The organism is Enterococcus sp. DIV1094 (genome assembly GCF_017316305.2).
GTDB lineage: Bacteria > Bacillota > Bacilli > Lactobacillales > Enterococcaceae > Enterococcus_B > Enterococcus_B mangumiae.
On sequence record NZ_CP147250.1, the window covers coordinates 3,231,148 to 3,255,431 of the forward strand.

The following is a 24,284-nucleotide window of genomic DNA, read 5'->3' on the forward strand; positions in this document are numbered from 1 at the left end:
TCTTCTATCTAAATTTTATTTTTTATTTTCTTCTTCTTTTTCCTGTTCTTCCTCTTCTTTGATGACACGTTCGACACGATCTTCATCATTTTGTAAATCACGACGTTTGCGTTTGAAGAGTCCAAAGAATCCCGCAAAAGCAACGAGTATTCCCCCAATGAATTTGCCAAACACGCCGGAAGTTGAACCAGTCTTAGGTAATTGTTTACCTGACGCGTCTTCCGTATCATTTACCGTTTGCGGGTTAGCTGTTTGATCATTCTTTTGTTCATTGCTAGATGATTCATTGTTGGATCTATTATCACTAACTGCTTGATTTGTTGCGCCTAGATTTTCTGTATCAGTAGCCTCGTCTGGTGTTGCAACACTTGAATTTGTTTCGCCATCATCTGTACTTCTTCCTGCTTCTGATGTCGGTGTATCTGGATTGATTTCACCACCACTAGTGTTAGGATCTATTTCTGGCGTCGTTGTGCCGGGATCAGTGGTTTCATCACCTGTACTTGGATCGACTTCTGGCGTCGTTGTGCCGGGATCTGTGGTTTCGTCTCCTGTACCTGGGTCCACTTCTGGTGTGGTTGTGCCGGGATCTGTGGTTTCGTCTCCTGTACCTGGGTCCACTTCTGGCGTCGTTGTGCCGGGATCAGTAGTTTCATCACCTGTATCTGGATCCACTTCTGGCGTCGTTGTACCTGGATCTGTGGTTTCATCACCTGTACTTGGATCGACTTCTGGTGTCGTTGTACCTGGATCTGTGGTTTCATCACCTGTACTTGGATCGACTTCTGGTGTCGTTGTACCTGGATCTGTGGTTTCATCACCTGTACTTGGATCGACTTCTGGTGTCGTTGTACCTGGATCTGTGGTTTCATCACCTGTACTTGGATCGACTTCTGGTGTCGTTGTACCTGGATCTGTGGTTTCATCACCTGTACTTGGATCGACTTCTGGTGTCGTTGTACCTGGATCTGTGGTTTCATCACCTGTACTTGGATCGACTTCTGGTGTCGTTGTGCCTGGATCTGTGGTTTCGTCTCCTGTACCTGGGTCCACTTCTGGCGTGGTTGTACCCGGATCCGTTTGACCATCAGTGATTGGGTGTTACTGTATTAGGGTTACTTGGCAAAATTGGATCAATCTCAGGTGTTACTGTATTCAGATTTTTATCTGGTATTGTGATATCTAGCCCTGGGATACTTGCTCCAGGTTTACTTGGTAAGATTGGCTTGATTGTTGGGATATCTACACCTGGTTTATCTGGAATCACCGGATCGACCTCTGGCGTAATCGTACTTGGATCGGTTTGATTTCCACCACCTGTGCCTGGGTCGGTTTCGCCGCCGGTTCCCGGATCTACTTCTGGCGTCATTGTGCCTGGATCGGTTTCACTTCCGCCGCCGGTTCCTGGATCTACTTCCGGTGTCGTCGTGCCGGGATTGGTTTCACTTCCGCCTCCTGTGCCTGGGTCTACTTCTGGCGTCGTTGTGCCCGGATCCGTTTCTCCGCCTCCTGTACCTGGATCTACTTCTGGCGTTGTCGTTCCCGGATCGGTTTCGCTTCCGCCTCCTGTGCCTGGGTCTACTTCTGGTGTGGTCGTGCCGGGATCGGTTTCTCCGCCTCCTGTGCCTGGGTCTACTTCTGGGGTCGTCGTGCCTGGATCCGTTTCACTTCCGCCGCCTCTGCCTGGATCGACTTCTGGTGTCGTTGTGCCTGGTTCGGTTTCACTTCCGCCTCCTGTGCCTGGGTCTACCTCTGGTGTGGTCGTTCCCGGATCGGTTTCACTTCCGCCTCCTGTGCCTGGGTCTACTTCTGGCGTCGTCGTGCCGGGATCGGTTTCTCCTCCACCTGTACCTGGGTCTACTTCTGGTGTTGTTGTGCCTGGTTCGGTTTCTCCGCCTCCTGTGCCTGGGTCGGTTTCACTTCCGCCTCCTGTGCCTGGGTCCACTTCTGGTGTAGTGGTTCCTGGATCGGTTTCACTTCCGCCACCTGTTCCTGGGTCGACTTCTGGCGTCGTTGTGCCCGGATCCGTTTCGCTTCCGCCGCCTGTGCCTGGATCTACTTCTGGCGTCGTTGTGCCTGGATCCGTTTCTCCGCCTCCGGTTCCTGGATCTACTTCCGGTGTGGTCGTACCTTGATCGGTTTCTCCACCACCACCGGTTCCTGGGTCTACTTCTGGTGTCGTTGTGCCCGGATCCGTTTCACTTCCGCCTCCGGTTCCTGGATCTACTTCTGGCGTCGTTGTGCCTGGATCCGTTTCACTTCCGCCTCCTGTGCCTGGGTCTACCTCTGGGGTCGTTGTGCCGGGATCGGTTTCTCCGCCTCCTGTGCCCGGGTCTACTTCTGGCGTCGTTGTGCCCGGATCTGTTTCGCCTCCACCTGTACCTGGATCTACTTCTGGTGTTGTTGTACCCGGATCGGTTTCACTTCCGCCTCCTGTGCCTGGATCGACTTCTGGTGTCGTTGTGCCTGGTTCGGTTTCACTTCCGCCACCTGTGCCTGGGTCTACTTCTGGCGTCGTCGTGCCGGGATCGGTTTCTCCTCCACCTGTACCTGGGTCTACTTCTGGTGTTGTTGTGCCTGGTTCGGTTTCACTTCCGCCACCTGTGCCTGGGTCTACTTCTGGCGTCGTTGTGCCCGGATCCGTTTCACTTCCTCCACCTGTGCCTGGGTCCACTTCTGGTGTTGTTGTGCCTGGTGACGTTTGATCACCTCCGCCGGTTCCTGGATCTACTTCTGGCGTCGTTGTGCCCGGATCTGTTTCGCCTCCACCTGTACCTGGATCTACTTCTGGTGTTGTTGTACCCAGATCGGTTTCACTTCCGCCGCCGGTTCCTGGGTCTACTTCCGGTGTCGTCGTGCCGGGATCCGTTTCACTTCCGCCACCTGTGCCTGGGTCTACTTCTGGCGTCGTTGTGCCCGGATCCGTTTCACTTCCTCCACCTGTGCCTGGGTCCACTTCTGGGGTCGTCGTGCCGGGATCGGTTTCACTTCCGCCGCCGGTGCCTGGGTCTACTTCTGGCGTGGTCGTGCCGGGATCCGTTTCTCCGCCACCTGTGCCTGGGTCGACTTCTGGTGTTGTTGTACCCGGATCGGTTTCACTTCCGCCGCCGGTTCCTGGATCTACTTCCGGTGTCGTCGTGCCTGGATCGGTTTCGCTTCCGCCACCTGTGCCTGGGTCCACTTCTGGCGTCGTTGTGCCCGGATCCGTTTCTCCGCCTCCTGTACCTGGATCTACTTCTGGCGTTGTCGTTCCCGGATCGGTTTCACTTCCGCCTCCTGTGCCTGGATCCACTTCTGGCGTCGTTGTGCCGGGATCCGTTTCTCCGCCTCCTGTACCTGGATCTACTTCTGGTGTTGTTGTGCCTGGTGACGTTTGATCACCTCCGCCGGTTCCTGGGTCTACTTCTGGTGTCGTTGTACCTGGTGACGTTTGATCACCTCCGCCGGTTCCTGGGTCTACTTCTGGTGTCGTCGTGCCTGGGTCGACTTGCGGATTAGTTGTATCCGGTGTCGTTGTATCTGGTGAAGCCATATCTGTCATCGAAGAAGAAATATAAGCAAATTCTCCCCCAATTTGATAAATATTGAAGTTTGTATCTTTCACAACGATGGTAAAGTCACTACCGCTACCATTTGCCCCAGTTAAATAACCGGCGTATTGAACGCCATTGACCATGATCGGTTGAGCAACAAACTGATTATATGACACACCATCTACCGTAATATTGACTGTACTTATAACTGAAGAGAAATTCGTTTGAGAAACTTCTCCAGTTTTAACCGTTACTGCTGAATTGGCTGTGATCGTGTGTCCCCCATATCCGCCACCAGAAAATGTTGCGGTTTGATTCCATCCTGCTAAGCCAGCAGCATTTTCGGCAAGATTTCCATCCACTGCTCCTCCGGGACTGATTCCTGATTGAGAACCACTATATGTTGGTGTAGAGATTTCATCTGCATATACTGTATTTGAATCAGCTGTTTCTTGCTGATCTAAACTAACAGTTACATATTCGTATTTCAATGATTCGATCACTTGATCTTTTGCTTGGATCTCATAGTACGTTGTATCTTCATCTGCTAATTGATCAACGAAATTTACTTTTACGTTGATATTTGATTCTTCCGTATTCAACCATGAATCCGTATTTTCAAAACTTCTTACCCCATGTAACGATAAAGCGGTTTGCAAGCTATCGATCGTATCGCCAAACTGCACTGGAGAAACCAAGTAATGACCATTGATCTCTAAAGGCAATCCATGCGTTGATGAAGAAAAAGTAAAATAGCCATCTGCTTGATTTTTACCATGGTCGGTAGAAATCGATTCATCATGATAAACCGCATAATAGGTACTTCCTTCATAAGTGATCGAAAAATTCTTCTCCATCGAATCTTCAAAATCACTTTTGATTTGATCAGTCAACTTCGCTTGTCCATTTTCTGCTTTTACATTCAAAGAGAAGCCAGTATCGATTTTCATATTTCCTAATACTGCCCCATCATCAGCTGTAAAATTGGTACTTTCAGGTTTAGTTTTAGAAGAGAAACTCAATGATTTTTCTCTCGTACTTGCAACTACTTTTGAATCTTTCCAGTTCGCAGAATCTTCATAAGCCTTTTCTTTTGATTCATATAAATGAGGAGAGACCGTTTTATAGTTACCTTCTGAAGTAACTTTCACGTTGGGATTCGCTTTGATCAAATTTCGATAACTTGACATTTTCATTACTTGCGCATCACTTTTAGATAAAGTAGACGTTTGGTAATAGACATCGGCATCTTTGATTCCTAAAATCTGTTGGATATCATAAGCTGTATGACTATCACTGACTTTGATTCCTTCTCCTTCATACATGGATGAAAGTTTTTCTTTACTTGGTAATGTATCCATCAACTTCGCTACATATCCAGTGTTGGTTTTTACACTACTACTTTGACCTTTTTGTAAGGATTGGTTCAATTCATCGACCGAAGTATGCTCGATATCTTGGATCGTATCATCTTCAACGAGTCGTTTTTCAGACAAAGAGGCACTGTCCGCAGAAGCAGAAAGATTCGGGATCGTGACTCCGCCGATAAACGCGCCTGCGCCAACCGTCAACAGCGCGCCAGCTTCAATCATGCGCTTTTGTTTTTTTGACATCTCTTTGTTTGGTTTATTTAACTTCATCTGATTTTTCTTCTTTGCCATCGCGACCACTCTCTCTTTCTTTTTCCCTAACTAAAGAGGCTAATATTTTGGTAAACCCTAAAGGATTCTTATAGCCGTGTTCAAAAAAGAAATCTGTGTACTCTATTTCCGGCACGGTCACGTTTTTCTGGATTGCTAGACTGATGATATTGACGTACTGAGAAATATCAACTGTCCCCAAAACTTGGACTCCTAGGATTCTTTTCGTTTTCTTCTCATAAACAAGATAGATACTTGAATAATGACTTTTTCTACCTTTTTCTGCTGGTGCATATTTCGCAATCGATTCATGGATATATTTACCACCACGCTCTAAATAATGATTCTGATAATGTACCTCATCTGCATCATAACCATATTTTTGGGCTTGATTTAACGTGATTCCTGTATTGGCAATCTTAAATCCGTCCATGTTGAATTTATAGGTTCCAGTTGTCATTGCTACTTCCTGTTTTTTCTCATGGATATTGACAGCAGCAATCAGTCCTTGACGGAATGCATCTGAGGCATGTGGATTATAAATGTTCTCTCCAGTCAAGTCCATGTAAGTAGTCGAGCAATCACCAACTGCCAAAATCGAATCATCGGATGTGTACATATACTTATCGACCACAATTGCGCCACGGTCACCAGTTTCAACTTGTCCAGCTAATAAGAATGAATTTGGACGGAAGCCGACGGAAACAAAGACGCCATCTGCGCGAACTTTCTTCCCAGAAGAAGTTTCCACTTCGATTTTAGGACGGCTCCAAATCTTTTTCTCAATCGTGTGATAGCTTAACACTCGAGTACCAAGTAAAACATCGATACCTTCTTCTTCAAGTTGTTTTTCTACTTCGATTGCAGCGTTTTCATCTAAATATTTATCAAGGATACGGGCATTTGATTGGATCAAGGTCACTTTCATTTTCCGTTGCGCTAAGATCCGCGCAATCTCGACACCGACTAATCCAGCGCCAATCACCACCGCATGATGTGCTTCTGAGATAAATTTTTCGATTGCTTCCGCATCTTTACGCTCTTTTAAAAGAAACAGTGTTTCGTTTAATTTTCCGCCAGTTGGAGGAAGATTAGGATACGATCCAGCAGCCATGATCAATCGATCATAAGATATCTCATGCTCGTGTTGAGTTAAGACATTTCTAAAATTCAAAAGCTTTTTCTTCGCATCAATATTGGTAACTTCTTTTTGAATGCGCAAATCCACCCCTTGAGCAATAATTTCCTGTGGTGTGGCGTAATTTGCTTGGGAGTGGATATCTTGATGCCCCATTAGAAATAATGGGATTGTTTGTGAGACAAAGGTTATCTCGTCTTTTTTTTCGAATACAATGACCTCATCGTCTGGATATTCCTCGCGAATACGAAGTGCTGCGGCAATCCCCGCATGGTTTCCTCCAACAATTATAATCCTCATCAACTGCCTCCTTTAGTTATAAAAGCATGCTATAAATATACACATGGTTATTTTTAATCTACTATTTATATAAATTATATCACTTAGAAAGACTAATTGTCAGTTATAAAGGTCTATCTGGGAAGAGCCAATCAACACAACTATTCCTCCTCTTGCTAATCGAAATCGGTCCATAAAAGAATATAATCATTCTAGTTTCTATTCATAAAAAAACCGTTTATTTTTAGCAAATATCAATTGAAAATCCACTAAAATATTTCAATTTGTGTTTTAAAAACAGAATTATTTTTTTCTAAATATAGAAGAGATATTTTTATGCATAGGATTGGTCTCTTCGAATTTCCCATGCAATCGATCAATGTTTTTACTTCATAAAAAAATATGTATACGACGTTATATTAAACGAGTCATAAACTGGTCGTGACTGACCATTTTATGACTCGTTATTCTTGTTTATTTAAAGAATTTATTCCTCTGAATCTCCTAATGCTTTCACATTTTGGACGTTGAATGTACCTTCCCAATCTTTTTGAAAATTTGTTACCGCCTCTTGTATGGACGGCATACTAAATACTTGTGCAAAAATATCTGGTGACGCCGTCATACTGTGCGCCCCTTTACGGCAAGCTTGATTGACTTGTGCCACATTTTTAAAACTAGCGGCTAATACCTTGCTAGAAGAATGCGTCCGTTTGATTTCCGCTACTAATGCATCGATGATCGCAGCAGCATCGATATTCAGATTTTCCATACGGTTGTAATATGGAGCCAAATAATCTGCACCTGCGGCAATTGCTAAGTATCCTTGCATCTCCGAATAGATAGCAGTAGCAGTGACGTTCACACCCTTTTCTTTCAGTTGTTTGATGGCGGCTAAACCGGCTTCATTTACGGGTACTTTGATAAAGATGTCGTTACCAAGCTGATCAAGGATCGCTTGCGCATCAGCTAAGATCTCCTCTGTTGTTTCGCCGACTACTTGAACATGCAAGCTCCCTTTTCCAATGATTTCCTTGATTTCTTTCAAATGAGCAAATAAATCGATTTTTCCTTCTTTTTTGATGATCGAAGGATTTGATGTTACCCCAACTAAGGGGAGGATCGATTGGTAATAACGGATTTTCTCGATATTGATCGTATCTAACATAAACTCCATTTCATTCATCCTTTCAACAGATAGTTTTCTCTGTATGTTACTGAATACTGATCTTTGTCTTGATACCGATCTCTGCAATTTCTTTTCCTTCGACGTATAAAGTACCTGGAAGCTCAGGTGTTACCGCGCCATCGAATTTAATGGTGATATGCCCAAGCTCTTTTAGATTATCATTGACCAAACTTCCAACAGAGGTGATACGATAGCTTGTATCATCGACCATCAACTGTTGACCTACTTTGATCTCTCCATGGATGGGCTGAAGTTCGATATTGTAGCAATAAGCCGACAACATATCTGGTGCATCTTTGCCAAACAATATGACGATTTTCTCTTCTTTGAATAGTGCAGCTTCTGCACCGATCGAAGTTACTTTTGTTGAGTAAACTGACATTTTCTTCCTCCTGAATTTAACTATACATCCCAAAACTTGCTATCCACGCAACCAACACTCTTGGGACACCGTTTAAAAAACGTGAATATAAAACGGATGGGACGCCGACTTCCACTGTTTCCGCTTCTGCTTCTTCTAAGCCTAAACCGACCGGTATAAAATCACACGCATTTTGAGTATTGATCGCAAACAACGCGGGTAATGCGAGCTGTGGCGGAATATTGCCTTTTCCGATCTCCACGCCGATCAATGTCCCGATCACTTGACTGATTACTGCCCCTGGACCTAATAACGGAGATAAGAAAGGTAACGAACAGATAAAACCAATGATCATCAATCCCCAAATATTGCCAGCTAGAGGTGCCATGATGTTTGCAAAGAAATTACCGATCCCCGACCCTTGAATGATCCCGATCAGCAATGAAACAAACGCCATAAAAGGAATGACCGTATTGATCATCGTCTGAACACCTTCTCGTGCCGACTGGTTGAAAGTCGCCACTACTTTTCCCGCACCCATACCGATTTTAGCAATAAAATTCTGTTGTTCTGCTTTTTGTTCAGTAATTTTTTTGCTTGTATCGTATTTATATTCACGGACTGGCGCACTCTTGGTTTCCGGGTCAACAGAATCACTTGCTGTATTTTCTTCAGTAGTCAGTGTGATTTGACTGAGTCCGACTGCTGATACATAAATGTCTTCTGTGATGTATTGTGCTAATGGTCCACTTTTCCCTGTTGGCACGACATTGATCGTAGGTATCCCTTTTTTGGGGTAGATCCCACAGCGCAATGTTCCGCCACAATCAACGATTGCTAAAGCGATTTCATTATCTGGGATAGAAGTTTTGAAGCCATTGACTGCTTCCATACCTGTCAGTTCAACGATTTTATCGACGATCGCAGGTTTTTCTCCGCCACCAGTGATATAAATGAATTTATGTTTCTCTTCTGTTGGTGTGATCACTAATGGTCCACCGAATCCACCAGTTCCTTTTACCACTCGAATACTTTGATAGCTCATCTTGATGCCCTCCTTATTCTGTTACTGTTTCTACTGTTTTACTAAGGGTGATTCCTTGTTGTTTACACACATAAGCCGTGGTAAAGTCTGTTACCCAGCCCCCGATAAAATTCATAAGAATACCCACAAACATATAACGTACAGCTAATTCCATTGAATTGAGTCCTAAGGTTGTGATTCCTTGTGCGATACCTAACCAAACGAATAATTCACCTGGATTGATGTGAGGAAAGACTCCATTACTTGTATGACAAAATTGTGCCTGAGAAGCATAGTAGCTTGGCTTATAATATTCTGGCAAAAAGCGCGCCATTGTAAAAGACATCGGATTTCCTAACATGAACGCGGACAAAAAAGGTAAGATCAAATATCTTGTGACTGGATTTTTTGTCGATAGTTTGGCTACTTTAGTCACTCGTTCTTCACCTAAGAATGCAATCAGCGTGTTCATGGCTACCATTAAAATCAACACTACTGGAACGATTCCGGTCATCCAAGAGATAAATGTATCCGCACCAGTTTCAAATAAACCGATGAAGCCTTCTGCAAATTTTGTGATGTATCCCATTATTCAACACTCCTTTTTCTTGATAGATATTGTTTTTTCCATAAACTGAACTGAATGCCCAGCATAGTCAGTGGAGATGGTAGAGATTCTTCTTGATAATTTCCTAATTCGACTCGTAGATAAATTTCTCTAGCATTTAACATCGCTTGTTGGACTAATTTATTTTCGTTGCGGACAAGCGGATGATAGTTGTCGATGTAGTGGATATCTGTGCCAATGTATTGTGGCAATAAACGAAACTTTGCCAAGACAGTTACTCCTTGCATTTTTCGTGCTTCTATAATGAAGCCATTTTGATCCACAGCGAACATGACGATCGTTCCAGCTTTGATTTTCCCGGCTCGTCGTCCGATAGCCACTTTGCCTTTTCTACGCATTTGTACATAGATCTGATTAAAGTGCTTGATTTGCTTCATGCCGAATACTACTTGCAAGCCATAAGCAAGAAGTGCAAATGCACCGAACACATAAATGAAATTCATGTAATGATCCCCTTTCTTCTCATCCAACATTGCAGCCCCACCAAATCTTCCAAGCGACATAACTCACTTCTAAATTCAGGATCGCCAATCACAGCAAAAAGTTGGTCGTATAATTTTAACAATTCTTTTTCCTTTTTTATTGTCAGATCTTGAGGGATTGCCAACAACAAAACAACTTGGACTTGTCCGTTGATCGTCGAAAGTGTATTTCTAAAAATCCCCACCGATAAAATGATTTCAGCAGATTTTTTATTGATAGCATGAGGAAAGGCGATCCCATATTCAAAAATCGTGCTTTTTAGTTTTTCACGTACAAACAAATGCGCTATGAATTCCTGATCGACTAACCCTTTTCTTTCAAGAGACACAAGCATGTCCGTCAGATTTTCCTTATACGTTTTCTTGTCATCTAAAACTTCAAAATCTAGTTTTAAATGATCGTGGCTGGCAGCTCTCAATTTTTCGGCTTTACGCCATTCTTCTTGTAACCAAGTTTCGTTGAATAAATTGGTTAATCGGATGATTGGTGTATGTTTCTTCACATTTTTTAGAGGAATCGTTGTAAAAACAGCAAAATACTGGTCTAGATTCTCTTTCTGGTATTCTTCTTCAGAAAAATGCACCAGGTTTATCTGAGGACCTAAAACCCGTTCCAACTGACGACGGATGATCAACGCCGTGCCTTTACCAGTATTGCAGACAATGGCAATTTCTTTATGCTCGTTGGTACTTGTTTGTCTTCTTAATGCAAGTTCAAAATAAAAAGCAACATAACTGATTTCTACAGGTGGAATGGCTCGTTCTAACCGCTCACCGATCTGCTGTAGCCCGATTTTGGCTAGTTCGTAAGCTAAAGGATATTGTGATTCGATTTCACCGTAAAACAAATCTTGAAGCTCAACCCGGAAAATCAAACGATTCAACATGTAGCGAAAGTGGTCTCTTATTTCGTAATATAAGAAAGATTCATCAAGCTCTACTAATAAAGATTCGTGGACTTTTTCCATCATCTGTTGAAATAATCCTTCGATTTTTTGCTCATCCATGGACGTTTGATCCATACTATCGATCCCACTTAAATTAAGAGGGAAACTGAGAAATGCTTGCTCTGTTTGACTTAGCGTGATGCTATACTCATATTCCAAATGATGGATCAACTCGATAAAATCAGGATGCTCCGTCATAAGATCTATATACTCATGTGGCAAATCAACTAAAATATTTCCCTTGAGCAGTCGTTTCATTGTTATAGAGATCGTTTTTTTCAAGAGAAGTTCTTGCGTTTTAGGCAAACTAAAATTTTGAATCAAGTTTTCAACGTAGTGTTTCGTATGTGCTGATAATGGGTGTTCTGCAAAATATTCTTGCACATAATGAAGGTGTAAAAGTCGTAGATCAAGTTCTTGCCCAACCATACGCAATCCACGATTTGGCGTTCCGATCACTTCCACATTAAAAGAGGCGATCAACTTTTTCATCACTCGTAGGTCTTTGACAACGGTACTTCGACTGACTCCTAACGCCTCGGACAGATCATCGATCAGCACAAAATCTTTTTGCTCGATCAATTGTTTGACGATAAAGAACACCCTTTTACTACTAGAGTTGAAATCGCTCTTTCGTTTCAAACTGCCGTTCATTATCAGATCAAATTTTTCAAAGTCTTCAATTTCGATATGAAAATCATTTTTATGTTGAACGATTTCTGCAATTCCAATCAATTCTTCGTTTAAAGACTCAATGCTGGTTTTCACTGTTTGGGTACTTGCAATCAGCTTTTGTTTCAAACCGCCGATCGTCATTTCTTTGTGGGTAACCAGTAATTGCAGAATTTGATACCATCTGTTCACCAGCGTCATTTACTTCCCCCACTTTTTTATCCTCGAGTTTTTCCTCCAGCTACATTGGTCGTCACACCTGTGATATAACTCGATCGATCAGATAGATAATAACTGACTAAATCTGCGACTTCTTTTAATTTTCCACTTCGACCTAATGGAATCGTACTCGTTTTTGCATAACCAGCTCTAAGCTCTTCCACTGTGAGACCACGAGTATAAGCAAGGGCTTCTTCATAAGAAAGCGTGCGTAAGCCCGTCTCCTCCATGATCCCTGGAGCAACTCCTATTACCCGAACATTGGATTTTCCTAACTCCTTCGCCCAAGAACGAGTAAAGCTGTTAACAGCTGCTTTCGTTGCCGCATACGCACTTTGCCCCTCCGAACCTTCTAACCCTGATTCAGAAGACATGTTGATGATCACGCCTTGTCCTTTTTCAACTAAGATTCTACTGACTGCTTGAGTCATCAAGTACAGCCCTTTTTGATTGATTGCGATGATTTTATCAAATACTTCATCCGATAATTCATATTTACCATGTGCTTGCTTTTTATCCACTAATAATCGTGGAATATTGATACCTGCATTATTGACTAATCCATCTATCGTACCAAAGTGTTCCTTCACTTTTGCTACGCCAGTTTCGACTTCTTCCCGCGATGTTATGTCGGTTTTCACGAATAATAATCGTGGATGGTTCAATGTCGAATCTCTAATATCGAAATTTGCTACATTGACGTTTTGTTCCAATAAGCTTTCGACGATGCTTTCTCCAATACCCGAGGAACCTCCTGTGACAATAACCGTCTTATCCTCTATGTTTAGCCAATTTGTCATAACCTATCACCTCTTTTTTTGTTTACGCTTTCAGTATAGCTACGTATAGAGAAATAATTAAGTCAGACTTTTTTTGAGTTTCCAAAAAAAATCTGACTTAATGTATTTTTTATTGAGTGATAGCTAAGTGACTGACCATTTTCTTTGCTATTCTTCTGTAATTTCTTTTAACTTTCAATTTAGTATCGCTACTTACCTACCGATTTTTTTCGGTGAAACCAACTGATACCTACTGTCAAAACGATGGCCATACCTAAACCGATCAAGACATTTGAGTACATCGCTTGTTCCGCTGTTTTCGGAAGGTTACTTGCTTTTCCATGATGTTTTATTGGTACTTTTGTATAGGTGATTTGTTTTACTTTACTCACTATTGGCACTGCTTTAGTTGTTACTACTTCTTTTGTTTGGCTGATTGCTGAGATCTTCGTTCTTTCAGTGATTTTCGTTTTTTCTATTTCTTTCTTTCCTTCTGTTTCCTGAATAGGAGGTGTCACCGTTTCGCTGATTTGTGGTATTTTTTCCCACTGTGCAGTATAAGTCACATCACCATCCACAAACTCACTCACCGTTGGCGTCCAACCAAGGAATTTATATCCTTCTCTCGTTGGTGTTCCGCTAAAGCTAGGAGTTGCCATTCCTGCGCTTAGATCTGAGAATACTCGATCATAGAAAACGTTCTCATTTTCAACGCCATCCGTATAAATCACTCGATAAGTTATTTCTTTTGTGATTATCGGTTCCCAAACGGCTGTATAGGTTACATCTCCAGTCACTACATCCGTAACTTCCTTATCCCAGCCTTTGAAGATATAGCCTTCTCTCATCGGAGTTCCATTAAATGTTGGTGTCGCAGAACCAGCTGTTAAATCTGTAAATACTTGATCCGCAAAAACCTCTTCCCCAGGTACACCGTCTGTATAGCTGACTTGATAAGTCGGAATCGGTTCCCATGTTGCTGTATAGACAACGTCACTAGTGACTGTTTCGCTGACGCTCGGACTCCAACCAGCAAATGTATAGCCTTCTCTTATAGGCTCTGCGCCAAAACTTGGCGTAGCTGTTCCTGGTTCGATTCGGATAAACGTTTTGTCCTCAAATATGACCTCATCCTCTACTCCATCTACATAACTCACTGTATACGATTCGATTGGTGTGAATGAAACATTTACTGTGACTGAGGCAAGACGTGAGGCATTCGATGCTTCTGTAGGTAAAGAAACATGGATCTCAAGCATGTTCACATCACCAATCTCACCTTCGATTAGAAAAGGCACACCGATCATACGAACACTTGGATCTAGGTACGGGCTCGTATTACTGAATAGATCACCGACCTGATATTTCCCCAATGAGCCACCATTTAGAAAAACTTCCAACTCCATCTCACTAGGGTTTCTTCTTTCCGTATCCGTGTTATCCAGCGTAGATAAATCGACCATGACCATTGCCACACCGCTTTGTTGGTTTTGGGATAACAATCTCACTTGTGTTGAAAATATCCCAGGAGAATTTCCCGGGGTAATTTGTGCACCATTAAAATGCCACGGAATCATCGCATCTTCCCCGACAGAATAAAAATCAATACCATTTGCAGAATATGAAACCTCCGAGTTGACGATTGGCGTTGCTGCAAATACGTTTGGGCTAAAACCTAGAAAGACCAGAAATACAATAAAACAAGACACTATCTTTTTCATGATACTCCTCCATTCTGACATGAAGTCAAGAATCACATTGTGGTGCACTCCATAACTTTGCTCAATACCGAACAAAGCGAAGTACATGTGTTTATAGTTTATAAACCCTACCTTTTTTGAAACTATTTTAGTGATAGCTACTCAACCACCAATTTAATCTCCTACCTTCTATTTAATCGTGTTGTACTAGTTGCTTTTAATCTATTGTAAATATCATAAAAATATAAAAGCCGATTATTAATATTTAAAAACGTTATTATTATACTTTCTAATTGATATTTTTTAACTACCTTGAAAATCGATTATTAGTTTACTGTCAAGTTAATTATAGCAAATTTTACATTAAAATTGTATGAGTTTTTTATAAAACATGCTCAAAAACACTTAATCTATTGAATTAAATATCTTCAAACATTTCTTTTCTTCGTCTATCATTTTTGAATAAAATCACCTGTTATCTAACTTATTTCTTGCTTATTTTTTTGTAAATAGTTATAAAAAAACTCAATAACGTTATTTTATTTACAAATTTTAATTTACAATCACTTGCTATTTTCTATCTTAATTGATTATTTTGATCGAAAAAGTAAAACAAATGATTGCTCCTATATTTATAACAATTCACTTTTTTTCCAAAAACTCACAGAAAAATAAGCAACAAGATACGAAAACATCTACAGTTTCCTTATCTCGTTGCTTATTTATTTTAGCTAAGGCTTCGATAAAATTGCTTTAACTTTTCTTTTTCTTCTTTTGTTAAATCTCGTGCACGCTTGCCTTTCATTGCCCCTTCGATACCATAAAGCATTTGTAGACATGCGCCACTGTCCACCTTTTGTCGAATCTCAAAGAATAATTGTTCCGTCCCTTTTTCTTTGAGTTGTTCTTCCGTCGTCACACCAATCGTTCGTAAATTTTCTTCAAGCACTTTCCAGATATTCGGTAGATTTCCTAATTCTGTCATAGAATCCCCCTCTACACATGGTTACACCATTACGTCATATATTTTATAACTTTGTTTATTTGGAATTTACCTCTTTTATCCACTTTGACCATCGTTCCTGCCGTGATATTTCCAAGATAAAATATACTTATGATAAATATCAAACGATTAAATAATTATAAAACTATTTTATAGTGAAACCAGATTAGATGCCAGATTTATGTTAAAAATGGAAAACTATCATACAAATAATCAATAAAATGAAGGCTGCTAGCTATATTTTTTGACTCTTTCATCAGCAAGCCTATAACATGAAAATTTCGTACCTGATATTATTTTGGCGCTTGCTCTAACGTCCAAATAAGTGTCCCTTCATAATCTCCTACAAAATCTGATGGAGACATCACAATTCTAAATTTCCCTACATCTGACAGAGTGATATTTCCGCTTCCTGCATAGATTATTTGATTAGCTGAGTTAATATTTTTTTTATCATTATCAGTTAAAAATTCTATGCTATTTTTAAGCGATCGATTTTCTTTGCTTGTTAGCGGTGTTTCTTCCTTGACTGTTATTGCCCATTTTTCATCTTCAAGGCTACTTTCATCTTTGATTTGGATCTCTGTTTGATTGGCTGCTTCAACTGGCTTGTCATGACTGGGAATCTCTTGTGCACCAAAAGTTAGATGAGTGGGAATGAAGAGTTTTACACCTCCCTCTAAAATCAAGTGACGGGTTTCAATATTTGATTTTTCTCCTTTGTCATTTTCAATGTAAAAGTCCACATCTTTATCTATCCATCTTTTAGAAAAGTTGACAGTCAATTCGTTAGTATATTCTTTTGTTTCATTTGGAAAATCTTTTAGCGTTACTTGCTCATCGCCGCATTCAGCTATCAAATGAACTGTCTCACCATCATTGTGTGAAAAATGGATTTTCAGTTTCCTTTCTCTTTTAAAATGAGAGACTTTCATAGGATTTTCTGCATCAATTAGAGAAAAAGAGAATAAACTACCTTTTTTATACATGTGAGGAATGGTTTTTGGCTCCGGCGTATATGTTCCTTGATCATCTTTTCCTTTGATTGGATGATAACCATCAACTTCAGGATATTTTTCTGAAACATCAAAAGGATCAGTGATAATACCTCTAAAACTTTGTGTTGGTAGGAGCGATTCTCCTGTTTGTTGGTCCAAATACTCGACTGTTACTTGCCCGAGATAGTTCACAAATGTATTGGCTGTACTAATTGGTTTTACCTCATTATCCACTGTTGATTCCACTGAGAATGGAATTTTTAAATAATTATTCGCAAGCAAATCTTTGTCTACGGGGTTGCTTCCACTTCCAATCCACTCTAGCACTACTTGATAGTTTAAAACTGTATCGTACAATCCATTATTCCTAGAATCTTTTGCAGTCAATTGATAAATAGTATTACTTAATTGCTCTCCTTCAAATAAATCAGATACATCGGCACCATTGAATGTTGTCACTCTAAATTTTTTTACTTTATATTGAGGATGCTTTGTCTTATTATCCAAAGAAAATTTAATTTTTAAATTTTTCATTTCCTGACTTCTTAGAACACTCGGCACCGTTTGAATTCCTTGTAAAGAAACTTCATTTTGAGCGTCATCAACAATTGTTTTAGTTGCTGTTATTCCAGGAAATTCAGGCGTTGCGAGAAAGCCAGTTTCATATATTAAAGTAGAAGGAGTACTGTCTAAATTTTGAACGATTGTTTCTATTTTTGACACTTTTTTAGTAATCAACTGAAAAGCCTGAGTAGGGTGTCTCCATGTACGGTGCTCCTTATTTTCTAAATAAGTCCAGCTGTCATCCCCTTGATTTTCCGTAAAATAAGTAATATCTGTCGGATTGTTAGCAACTAAATATTTAGTTAACCCCCATATATTTTTATAGGCAATACGTTTGTTTACATTTAATCCCCCATGAGTAAACGTAGTTTCAACGGGAAGCTTGTTTCCTGTTTGATCTTCAAATTCATAGGTAACAAACATTTTACCTCGAATAGTGATTTCTAAAAAATTAGATGGGTTACTAATGGATATTTCACCGCCATCATTCGTTTCAATTACTTTCAAACTAATCCTTACATTAACCGCTGTTCCATTATAATAGCCGACATTTTTTATTAAAGCACTTGCATTAGGACTTGATTGTCTAACATACAACCAACCATTAGAATACATTCCCTGCACTTGTTCGACGGAACTGTTCTTGCCATAATGCATCTTAAATGTACTCTCTGCTGGTGTCTTTATGCTGTCTGCATAGTTGAAGTACGACAAATTAGTAATACTACCTCCTGCATGGACAATACTTGGATGGATAAATAAACAAAAAAATAGAAAGAACCCATATCCTATATACTTCTTAAGATTAGTTTTCATTTTTTATTCCCCTTTTCAAAAGGATAAACAAGCAACTAATCAAAGTTATAATGCCGAGAACTTTGAATAACCAACTACTTTCTCCATTTGTCCTTGGCAAATTAGAAACTAGATGATCGTTTTTCATTTGGCTTTTTTTAGCTGTTGAAATATCTACTTTTTTCATCGGGATCGTTTTATTTTCTGACTGATAAAACGTAATACCGACTTCACTCGTTGTTTCCTCTAAAGCAGATACAGGGGTTGTTGCCCCAATCAACACCCCCACTAATCCAATAAAAATTATTTTTTTCATCTCTAAACTCCTTCCAAAAAAGTCGTTTGTTCTAGATTGATTGCTTAGTTTACATCAAGCTTTATTTTACTTGACGACGCAATTTGGTTATATACCATATCAAGCTGAAAATAATTATTGCTGTAAGACCGAGCAACCAATAAATTAATGGATTTGATTCAGTGTTATTATTTACTTTTACAGCTTGTTTATTCAGTTTTTCATCTGTACCGTTAATCTCAAATGATTTTTTTAACTGCCATTTTTTGCCCTGTTCGTCTTTTAAATCCATAGCAAGTTCATATTTCCCTTTTTTTAATGGTTCGTTGTTCCAACTTAATGGTAGTTCAAATCTTGTACGCGGTGCAAAAGACACTTTCTTTTGAAATTCCTTAATCGGTTTTTCTTCCCCTTTTTTTGTTACGACTGCATGGACATCCATTTGACTTTTTATGACTGGTTCAACATTTGATAAAGTAGCAAAAATGGCTAAGTAGCCGTTCTCCAAACCTGGCGTGACTTTGTCTAAGGTAAACTTTGGTTTGATTTCTTTATCGGTACAAGTCAACTTGACACCTAAAGTATAAGCAAACTTATTTCTTAAACTAAATCCTTCCTTTTTTTCCTCATTATTACTTTTATCTTCATAGCAATAAAATCCACCTAAGATTGTGCCATCAAATCCTGTTTCAGGAATTTTCAAATGAAAAACTACTTCTTTTTCTTCAGCCGGTGCCAATAAAATAGTCTGTGATCCTGAAATCATCTCCTCAAAAGAAGGACTTCCTAGTAGCTTAACTCCACTTTTAGAATAATCAATGGCTCCATTTTTGTTTGTATACGCATTATTTGCTGCAATGATAACTTTAATTTGATTTGAACTCGTATTGTGTAATTTAAGTACAAGATCTTGTTTTTCACCAGGATTTACTTTCAAGTCATAATAACTAACATCTGATTGCTGATTTTCTGGTAAAACTGCTTCCGCATCGAATGAAACTTTATTTGACTCCGCATGAGCTGTTAAGGTGCCACAGAAAAACATGCAACATATTACACTAATAAAAAAGAGAGAAGAGTATCGACTCTGCCCTCTTCTAAAATTACGCCGGTGCATCAGTCAACACCCAAGTGATTTCTGCCGAATAAGCTTGTGCTTCAACACCCTCACGAGGTACATGAAGTTTTACATTTTTATTTTCCCCATCTTCTCCTCTGAATGTAGCAGCAAACGCCCCTGCGCCTTGTCCTTCTTTTGCTAACATCACATCTTGGTATTGTTCGTTCAAATCAAATGATTTTTGAGTAATTGTTGGTGCAGTAGATTGATTATTTTTTGTTACCACTTGACCATTAGAAAGCGTCATTTGCGCCCCTTTTAGTTCATGACCATTTTCTCCGACAAATGGCGAAATTGTTACACCTAAAGTCCATCCTTTTGCGCCTCCTCGCGTATCATTTACTTGAACGTAAGGACTTTTATTTAGCGCATAGTAATCTGCATCCCCTTGCTTGATTTCTTGTTGACCAAACGTAATATTCGATGCAAAAGGAATGGATAGAGAACCAGTATCTCCTGTACTTGGATCATCATCATGAGTATCATCTGGGACAACTGGTTCCACATCTGTTCCGGATCCGGCTGTTAATGTAACATTCGTTTTATTTGTTGATTCAGTAAATTCGGTTGCTTCTCCTGCATATGCCACCCCACCACAGACACTGGCTGCTAACAATGCAAAAGTTGCTGTTGTTATAATTTTCTTCATTTTAAAATTCCTCCTAAATAATAATCGGTTTAATCAAACCAGTGATAATTTTTACATGTTTCTTTTTTTAATTCTAGTTCAAAAAAATATCCAATCTTAGAATAAAACTAAAAGTCAAAATTTGGCGCAAAGAAAAAAAGCTAGTTTTCTTTAAGAAAGTTAGCTTTTTTATACGCAATTTTAGAAAGAAGTTCATCCAATTGTCGCCAATTTCGATTTGTAGGAATATTCTTCATCAATAATAGAGGTGTTTTTTCTGTATTTAAGTAATAATTAGAGATTACTAAATCTACTTCTGATACTTCTGTTTGATAATCATAAAAAGCAAAAAAATAGGCATGCCCATAATACGTTTGTATCTTATTCATCAACCATAATCGATGAGTATGGTGTAAATCGTCTTGAATCAATATTTTTATCGGATCAACATTACATAAAAATAAATCGTAATAATCTAAGATAAAATAATATGACAAAAACAATTGTTCCCAATTTTCTAAAAGAGCCGTTACCTCACTGTCTGATGTATTCTTAAGTATTTTGTGACAATCCTCCATTACGATTGATGCACGTAAGTTTTCTTCTTGAATTTCCTTAATGTATGAACGATTAAAAAAAAGATCCGTATTCCCAAAGAATAAAGAACTTCTTTCATGAAAGGCGACAAAATTAAAAATCAATTCGGGATCTTCTATATCCAACTTAAACTGAAATTGTTGTTCTAGCGCAACTGCTAAATTTAATACTGCTCGAAATGAAGGAGTATTAACTTTCTTATGGATTGTTGCGTGACTATTTTCATATTTTTTATTACCATCAATAATTCCGAAAGAATAGATGATCTGATAAAGAAAATACCGTTCATCCAAAGACAAATCCAAATTCATTTCATCCACCCATTGATTTAGATAACTAAAATTATAGTCATTATCAACAACTTTTCGATAGAACTGATTGATTTTTATTGCTCTTATTTTACTCCGCTCTAAATTGATTGTTAACCAATAGGAAAGCATCCGTCTTTGCAAAGAACTCAATGAAACCTGATAGATTTCTTCAAATGCATTGATATAGTTTTTTATAATAGACAATGATGTTTTAAATGGCCAACTTTTCTCACTATGTCTAGTAGAATTCCAATAAAAGTAATAAAAGAAACTGCGTACTGCAATTTCTTCAGCATTCAATTCCAATTTGAAAGGTTGGAATTTAAAACGATGTCTTTCAAAATAAGGTACTAATAGTTTTGCATAACGAAAAACTGTCGATACATTGGTATACTGAGATTTAGCAAAAGATTCAAGTGATTCATCGGGATAATGGTACATAAAATCAATCAATTGATAATTATAGGAATCCTTATAAAAATACAGATAAATATTGTAGATTGGGAAATCTTTCTTCTTATGTATCCAAAATTGTTTATTGTTTCTATTCTCCAGAGTAATATTTTCTCCATACTCTAAAAACAAGAGACTTAGTTCTTCAATATAATGAAGAATTGATTTTTCTGTAACAGTTAATATTTCTTTTAGTTCTTGCATTGAGCACCATGTGTCTTTTTCCAATAAGTATTCTAATAATATTATCTTTTTTTGAGAAATCTTTGTTAGGAAAGTTTGCATATTATTTCACCCCTAAATGTTAATAAGAAATTTACTAATCTGCATTTTAACACGTAATCAAAAGAAAAAATATTCATAAAATTTCTAGAATTTAGAAATAAATTTGTAGTGATACTTAACAATTGAGAAATGGTTATTACTAAATTTTACTTACTTTATTCTCACACTTGAACATCCATCTATTTTCAGATATGATTAACTAGTAACCGAATATGATTTTGTTTGCGGGGGGACGTTATTGCGTTGAGAAGGTAAAACCTGACCCTTTGAACCTGTTGGTTGATACCAGCGTAGGGAGCAAATGTCCTTTTTGTTGATGCGAAATCGAAACAATCAAGGCATTCTTCTATACTGGAAGAATGTCTTTTTTTCTATTTTAAGGAGGAACCTGATGAAGAAAGTACTAAGTATTGCCGGTTCAGATTGTAGCGGTGGCGCCGGTATCCAAGCCGATTTAAAAACATTTGCCGCTCATGGTGTTTACGGCATGTCGGTGGTCACCTCAGTCGTTGCTGAAAATACCGCTCGTGTGATTTCATATCAAGACATCTCACCGACGATCATCAACGAACAAATGACAGCTGTTTTTGAAGATATCTACCCAGACGCTGTCAAAATCGGGATGTTGTCTTGTGCAGATACCATGTTAGCTGTCGCTGATAGTCTTAAAGAATGGCAACCTAAACATGTGGTTTTAGATCCTGTGATGTATGCGAAAAACGGGAACGCACTGATGGAGCCTAAAGCGATCGACACATTGATTGCAGAAGTCTTACCATTGGCAACATTGATCACACCAAATATTCCAGAAGCAGAAAAAATCGTGAATCGTTCGATTTCTTCAGTGAAAGAAATGGAGCGAGCAGCAAAAGCCATTCATGAAATAAGTCAGAGTGCGGTTCTGATCAAAGGCGGTCATGGTTCAGGTGAAGCTACTGATGTCTTGTTTGATGGGGAAAACCTTTATTCCTACAGTTCAGCACGCATCCCCACAAAAAATACTCACGGAACTGGTTGTACCTTCTCTTCTGCAATCGCTTCACAACTTGCCTTGGGTGCAACATTAGAACAAGCAGTTTCAAAGGCCAAAAAATATATCACCATGGCGATCGAGCATTCACTAGAATTGGGCAAAGGACATGGTCCGACCAATCATTTTTATTCGCTTTATCGCGATGGCTTAAAGGAGGAGCAAAACGAATGAACACATTTTTAGGAACAGCTGTAGAGACGGTACGTACGAACAATCCTTTGGTCCACCATATTACCAACTATGTGACTGTCAACGATTGTGCAAATTTGACACTTGCAATCGGTGGCTCACCGATCATGGCGGATGAAGTGCTGGAAGTGATGGAAATCACAGGGATGTCACAAGCATTGGTACTAAACATGGGAACGCTGAACGAACGTACGGTAAATTCCATGCTTTTAGCTGGACAAACAGCTAATGAAAAAGGGATTCCAATCATTTTTGATCCCGTTGGCGCAGGCGCATCTGACTTCCGTAATGAAACAGCCAGATCGATCATTAATATGCTGAATTGTGCCGTGATACGTGGTAATATTTCAGAAATCCGCTTCTTAGCCGGAATCACAAGTTCCACAAAAGGTGTCGATGCCTCGGCGAATGATACAAGCTCGATTGAAGAAGCGCAACTGATTGCAGATCAATTAGCAACAGCGCATAAATGTATCGTAGTGATCACTGGTGCTGTTGATGTGATTTCTGACGGACGACGAAACATCTTAGTGCATAATGGTTGTGCTGAAATGAGTAGGATCACTGGTACCGGTTGTATGCTCACCTCTTTGATTGCTAGCTTTTGTGGTAGTTTCCCCGATCAACTCTTCTATGCAGCCACTACAGCTGTTTTAGCAATGGGCATTGCTGGAGAACTTGCTTTCGAACAAACAACTGGTACCGGAAGCTTTCGTGTCGCGTTGATCGATGAGATCAGTCGTATCGACCAACAAACATTGACCCAACGAGGAAATTATGTTGAAAAATGACATCGATTATCGTTTGTACCTCGTCACAGATCAGTCACTGCTAAAATCACATACACTTCAAGAAGCAGTGAAACAAGCACTTGATGGAGAAATCACCGTCTTACAGTTGCGGGAAAAAGCAGCCAGCTCACGTGACTTTTTTGAAGAGGCTCATCGTCTCAAAGAATTGACAGATCACTATGGGGTTCCATTGATCATCAATGATCGGGTAGATATTGCGTTAGCTTGTGATGCAGATGGTGTACATGTTGGTCAAACAGATTTACCTGTTGCTGTGGTGAGAAAAATGATCGGACCTGAAAAAATCATCGGTGCTTCCGTTCAGACCGTTGAACAGGCGATTTTAGCAGAAGAAGCCGGTGCGGATTATTTAGGTGTAGGTGCGATGTTTCCCACCTCTACCAAGTCAGATGCAATTGAAGTAACAAAAACTGAACTAAAAAATATTCTTCAACATGTTTCGATTCCGGTTGTTTTGATCGGCGGACTCAACGAACGGACGATTGCAGCATTCAAGGACTTCCCGATCCAAGGTTTTGCCGTTGTTTCAGCGATCTTGGCAAAGCAAGAAATCAAAAAAGCAACTCAAGAACTTTTCACCCAAATCAACAAATTCATCAAATAATAAAAC

At 39.7% G+C, this 24,284-nt stretch carries 20 protein-coding genes and 1 riboswitch; of the genes, 3 read left to right on the forward strand and 17 right to left on the reverse strand.

Features of this window, described 5'->3' with window-relative positions; genetic code table 11:
- Positions 1 to 15 precede the first annotated feature (15 nt).
- The 17 genes from DOK79_RS15280 to DOK79_RS15360 all read right to left on the reverse strand — a co-directional run bounded on the left by DOK79_RS15280 (position 16) and on the right by DOK79_RS15360 (position 21,640).
- On the reverse strand, positions 16 to 1,053 hold the full coding sequence (locus tag DOK79_RS15280; protein WP_339092522.1) for an LPXTG cell wall anchor domain-containing protein: 1,038 nt from the start codon (positions 1,051 to 1,053) through the stop codon (positions 16 to 18).
- A 34-nt stretch (positions 1,054 to 1,087) separates the two neighbouring features.
- On the reverse strand, positions 1,088 to 5,194 hold the full coding sequence (locus DOK79_RS15285; RefSeq protein WP_339092524.1) for a hypothetical protein: 4,107 nt from the start codon (positions 5,192 to 5,194) through the stop codon (positions 1,088 to 1,090).
- Positions 5,160 to 6,611 carry an FAD-dependent oxidoreductase gene (locus DOK79_RS15290; protein ID WP_206858643.1) on the reverse strand — a complete coding sequence of 484 codons (1,452 nt, stop codon included), beginning with the start codon at positions 6,609 to 6,611 and terminating at the stop codon, positions 5,160 to 5,162. Before DOK79_RS15290 ends, DOK79_RS15285 begins: the two co-directional genes overlap by 35 nt.
- A 466-nt stretch (positions 6,612 to 7,077) precedes the next feature.
- Positions 7,078 to 7,767 (reverse strand): fructose-6-phosphate aldolase, encoded by a 690-nt coding sequence (locus tag DOK79_RS15295; protein ID WP_206858640.1) that lies wholly within the window; start codon positions 7,765 to 7,767, stop codon positions 7,078 to 7,080.
- Positions 7,768 to 7,804: 37 nt separating this feature from the next.
- Entirely contained in the window at positions 7,805 to 8,161 is a 357-nt protein-coding gene (locus DOK79_RS15300) for a PTS glucitol/sorbitol transporter subunit IIA (RefSeq protein WP_206858637.1), read from the reverse strand.
- A gap of 16 nt (positions 8,162 to 8,177) precedes the next feature.
- On the reverse strand, positions 8,178 to 9,185 hold the full coding sequence (srlE, locus tag DOK79_RS15305; RefSeq protein ID WP_206858635.1) for a PTS glucitol/sorbitol transporter subunit IIB: 1,008 nt from the start codon (positions 9,183 to 9,185) through the stop codon (positions 8,178 to 8,180).
- Between the two features lie 13 nt (positions 9,186 to 9,198).
- Entirely contained in the window at positions 9,199 to 9,753 is a 555-nt protein-coding gene (gene srlA, locus DOK79_RS15310; RefSeq protein ID WP_206858633.1) for a PTS glucitol/sorbitol transporter subunit IIC, read from the reverse strand.
- Positions 9,753 to 10,235, reverse strand: a complete 483-nt coding sequence (locus DOK79_RS15315) for a transcriptional regulator GutM (RefSeq protein WP_206858631.1) — start codon at positions 10,233 to 10,235, stop codon at positions 9,753 to 9,755. The genes srlA and DOK79_RS15315 overlap by 1 nt, the downstream gene beginning before the upstream one ends.
- Positions 10,232 to 12,094, reverse strand: a complete 1,863-nt coding sequence (locus tag DOK79_RS15320) for a BglG family transcription antiterminator (protein ID WP_206858629.1) — start codon at positions 12,092 to 12,094, stop codon at positions 10,232 to 10,234. The genes DOK79_RS15315 and DOK79_RS15320 overlap by 4 nt, the downstream gene beginning before the upstream one ends.
- Before the next feature lie 17 nt (positions 12,095 to 12,111).
- Positions 12,112 to 12,912: an SDR family oxidoreductase gene (locus tag DOK79_RS15325; RefSeq protein WP_206858627.1), complete on the reverse strand. Its 801-nt coding sequence runs from the start codon at positions 12,910 to 12,912 to the stop codon at positions 12,112 to 12,114.
- A gap of 188 nt (positions 12,913 to 13,100) precedes the next feature.
- Complete coding sequence (locus DOK79_RS15330; RefSeq protein ID WP_206858625.1) at positions 13,101 to 14,612, reverse strand: InlB B-repeat-containing protein; 1,512 nt, start codon at positions 14,610 to 14,612, stop codon at positions 13,101 to 13,103.
- A 706-nt stretch (positions 14,613 to 15,318) separates the two neighbouring features.
- A complete protein-coding gene (locus DOK79_RS15335) occupies positions 15,319 to 15,576 on the reverse strand; it encodes a TfoX/Sxy family DNA transformation protein (RefSeq protein ID WP_206856159.1) in 258 nt (85 codons plus the stop codon).
- A gap of 311 nt (positions 15,577 to 15,887) precedes the next feature.
- A complete protein-coding gene (locus tag DOK79_RS15340) occupies positions 15,888 to 17,972 on the reverse strand; it encodes a MucBP domain-containing protein (RefSeq protein WP_206856161.1) in 2,085 nt (694 codons plus the stop codon).
- Entirely contained in the window at positions 17,962 to 18,267 is a 306-nt protein-coding gene (locus DOK79_RS15345) for an LPXTG cell wall anchor domain-containing protein (protein ID WP_206856163.1), read from the reverse strand. Before DOK79_RS15345 ends, DOK79_RS15340 begins: the two co-directional genes overlap by 11 nt.
- Positions 18,268 to 18,328: 61 nt before the next feature.
- A complete protein-coding gene (locus DOK79_RS15350) occupies positions 18,329 to 19,363 on the reverse strand; it encodes a DUF916 and DUF3324 domain-containing protein (RefSeq protein ID WP_206856165.1) in 1,035 nt (344 codons plus the stop codon).
- A complete protein-coding gene (locus tag DOK79_RS15355) occupies positions 19,350 to 20,015 on the reverse strand; it encodes a WxL domain-containing protein (RefSeq protein WP_206856167.1) in 666 nt (221 codons plus the stop codon). The genes DOK79_RS15350 and DOK79_RS15355 overlap by 14 nt, the downstream gene beginning before the upstream one ends.
- Positions 20,016 to 20,155: 140 nt before the next feature.
- Positions 20,156 to 21,640 carry a helix-turn-helix domain-containing protein gene (locus DOK79_RS15360; RefSeq protein ID WP_206856170.1) on the reverse strand — a complete coding sequence of 495 codons (1,485 nt, stop codon included), beginning with the start codon at positions 21,638 to 21,640 and terminating at the stop codon, positions 20,156 to 20,158.
- Between the two features lie 216 nt (positions 21,641 to 21,856).
- Positions 21,857 to 21,954, forward strand: a riboswitch (TPP riboswitch).
- Positions 21,955 to 22,031: 77 nt separating this feature from the next.
- Between DOK79_RS15360 and thiD the strand changes: the two genes are divergently transcribed.
- Genes thiD through thiE form a run of 3 tightly spaced genes read left to right on the forward strand, consistent with a single transcriptional unit; the run spans position 22,032 to position 24,278 of the window.
- Positions 22,032 to 22,844 carry a bifunctional hydroxymethylpyrimidine kinase/phosphomethylpyrimidine kinase gene (thiD, locus tag DOK79_RS15365; protein WP_206856174.1) on the forward strand — a complete coding sequence of 271 codons (813 nt, stop codon included), beginning with the start codon at positions 22,032 to 22,034 and terminating at the stop codon, positions 22,842 to 22,844.
- Complete coding sequence (gene thiM, locus DOK79_RS15370) at positions 22,841 to 23,653, forward strand: hydroxyethylthiazole kinase (RefSeq protein WP_206856176.1); 813 nt, start codon at positions 22,841 to 22,843, stop codon at positions 23,651 to 23,653. Before thiD ends, thiM begins: the two co-directional genes overlap by 4 nt.
- Positions 23,643 to 24,278, forward strand: coding sequence for a thiamine phosphate synthase (gene thiE, locus DOK79_RS15375; protein WP_206856297.1), 636 nt, complete (start codon positions 23,643 to 23,645; stop codon positions 24,276 to 24,278). The genes thiM and thiE overlap by 11 nt, the downstream gene beginning before the upstream one ends.
- The last annotated feature ends 6 nt before the right edge of the window (positions 24,279 to 24,284 follow it).

Excerpts from the sequence above, each read along its gene's own strand:
- DOK79_RS15345 (WP_206856163.1), bottom strand. The coding sequence starts at position 18,267 with ATGAAAAAAATAATTTTTATTGGATTAGTGGGGGTGTTGATTGGGGCA.
- DOK79_RS15350 (WP_206856165.1), bottom strand. The coding sequence starts at position 19,363 with ATGCACCGGCGTAATTTTAGAAGAGGGCAGAGTCGATACTCTTCTCTC.
- DOK79_RS15285 (WP_339092524.1), bottom strand. The coding sequence starts at position 5,194 with ATGGCAAAGAAGAAAAATCAGATGAAGTTAAATAAACCAAACAAAGAG.
- DOK79_RS15300 (WP_206858637.1), bottom strand. The coding sequence starts at position 8,161 with ATGTCAGTTTACTCAACAAAAGTAACTTCGATCGGTGCAGAAGCTGCA.
- DOK79_RS15360 (WP_206856170.1), bottom strand. The coding sequence starts at position 21,640 with ATGCAAACTTTCCTAACAAAGATTTCTCAAAAAAAGATAATATTATTA.
- srlA (WP_206858633.1), bottom strand. The coding sequence starts at position 9,753 with ATGGGATACATCACAAAATTTGCAGAAGGCTTCATCGGTTTATTTGAA.
- DOK79_RS15330 (WP_206858625.1), bottom strand. The coding sequence starts at position 14,612 with ATGAAAAAGATAGTGTCTTGTTTTATTGTATTTCTGGTCTTTCTAGGT.
- thiM (WP_206856176.1), top strand. The coding sequence starts at position 22,841 with ATGAACACATTTTTAGGAACAGCTGTAGAGACGGTACGTACGAACAAT.
- DOK79_RS15315 (WP_206858631.1), bottom strand. The coding sequence starts at position 10,235 with ATGAATTTCATTTATGTGTTCGGTGCATTTGCACTTCTTGCTTATGGC.
- DOK79_RS15355 (WP_206856167.1), bottom strand. The coding sequence starts at position 20,015 with ATGAAGAAAATTATAACAACAGCAACTTTTGCATTGTTAGCAGCCAGT.
- DOK79_RS15295 (WP_206858640.1), bottom strand. The coding sequence starts at position 7,767 with ATGGAGTTTATGTTAGATACGATCAATATCGAGAAAATCCGTTATTAC.
- srlE (WP_206858635.1), bottom strand. The coding sequence starts at position 9,185 with ATGAGCTATCAAAGTATTCGAGTGGTAAAAGGAACTGGTGGATTCGGT.
- DOK79_RS15340 (WP_206856161.1), bottom strand. The coding sequence starts at position 17,972 with ATGAAAACTAATCTTAAGAAGTATATAGGATATGGGTTCTTTCTATTT.
- DOK79_RS15335 (WP_206856159.1), bottom strand. The coding sequence starts at position 15,576 with ATGACAGAATTAGGAAATCTACCGAATATCTGGAAAGTGCTTGAAGAA.
- thiD (WP_206856174.1), top strand. The coding sequence starts at position 22,032 with ATGAAGAAAGTACTAAGTATTGCCGGTTCAGATTGTAGCGGTGGCGCC.
- DOK79_RS15320 (WP_206858629.1), bottom strand. The coding sequence starts at position 12,094 with ATGACGCTGGTGAACAGATGGTATCAAATTCTGCAATTACTGGTTACC.
- DOK79_RS15325 (WP_206858627.1), bottom strand. The coding sequence starts at position 12,912 with ATGACAAATTGGCTAAACATAGAGGATAAGACGGTTATTGTCACAGGA.
- DOK79_RS15290 (WP_206858643.1), bottom strand. The coding sequence starts at position 6,611 with ATGAGGATTATAATTGTTGGAGGAAACCATGCGGGGATTGCCGCAGCA.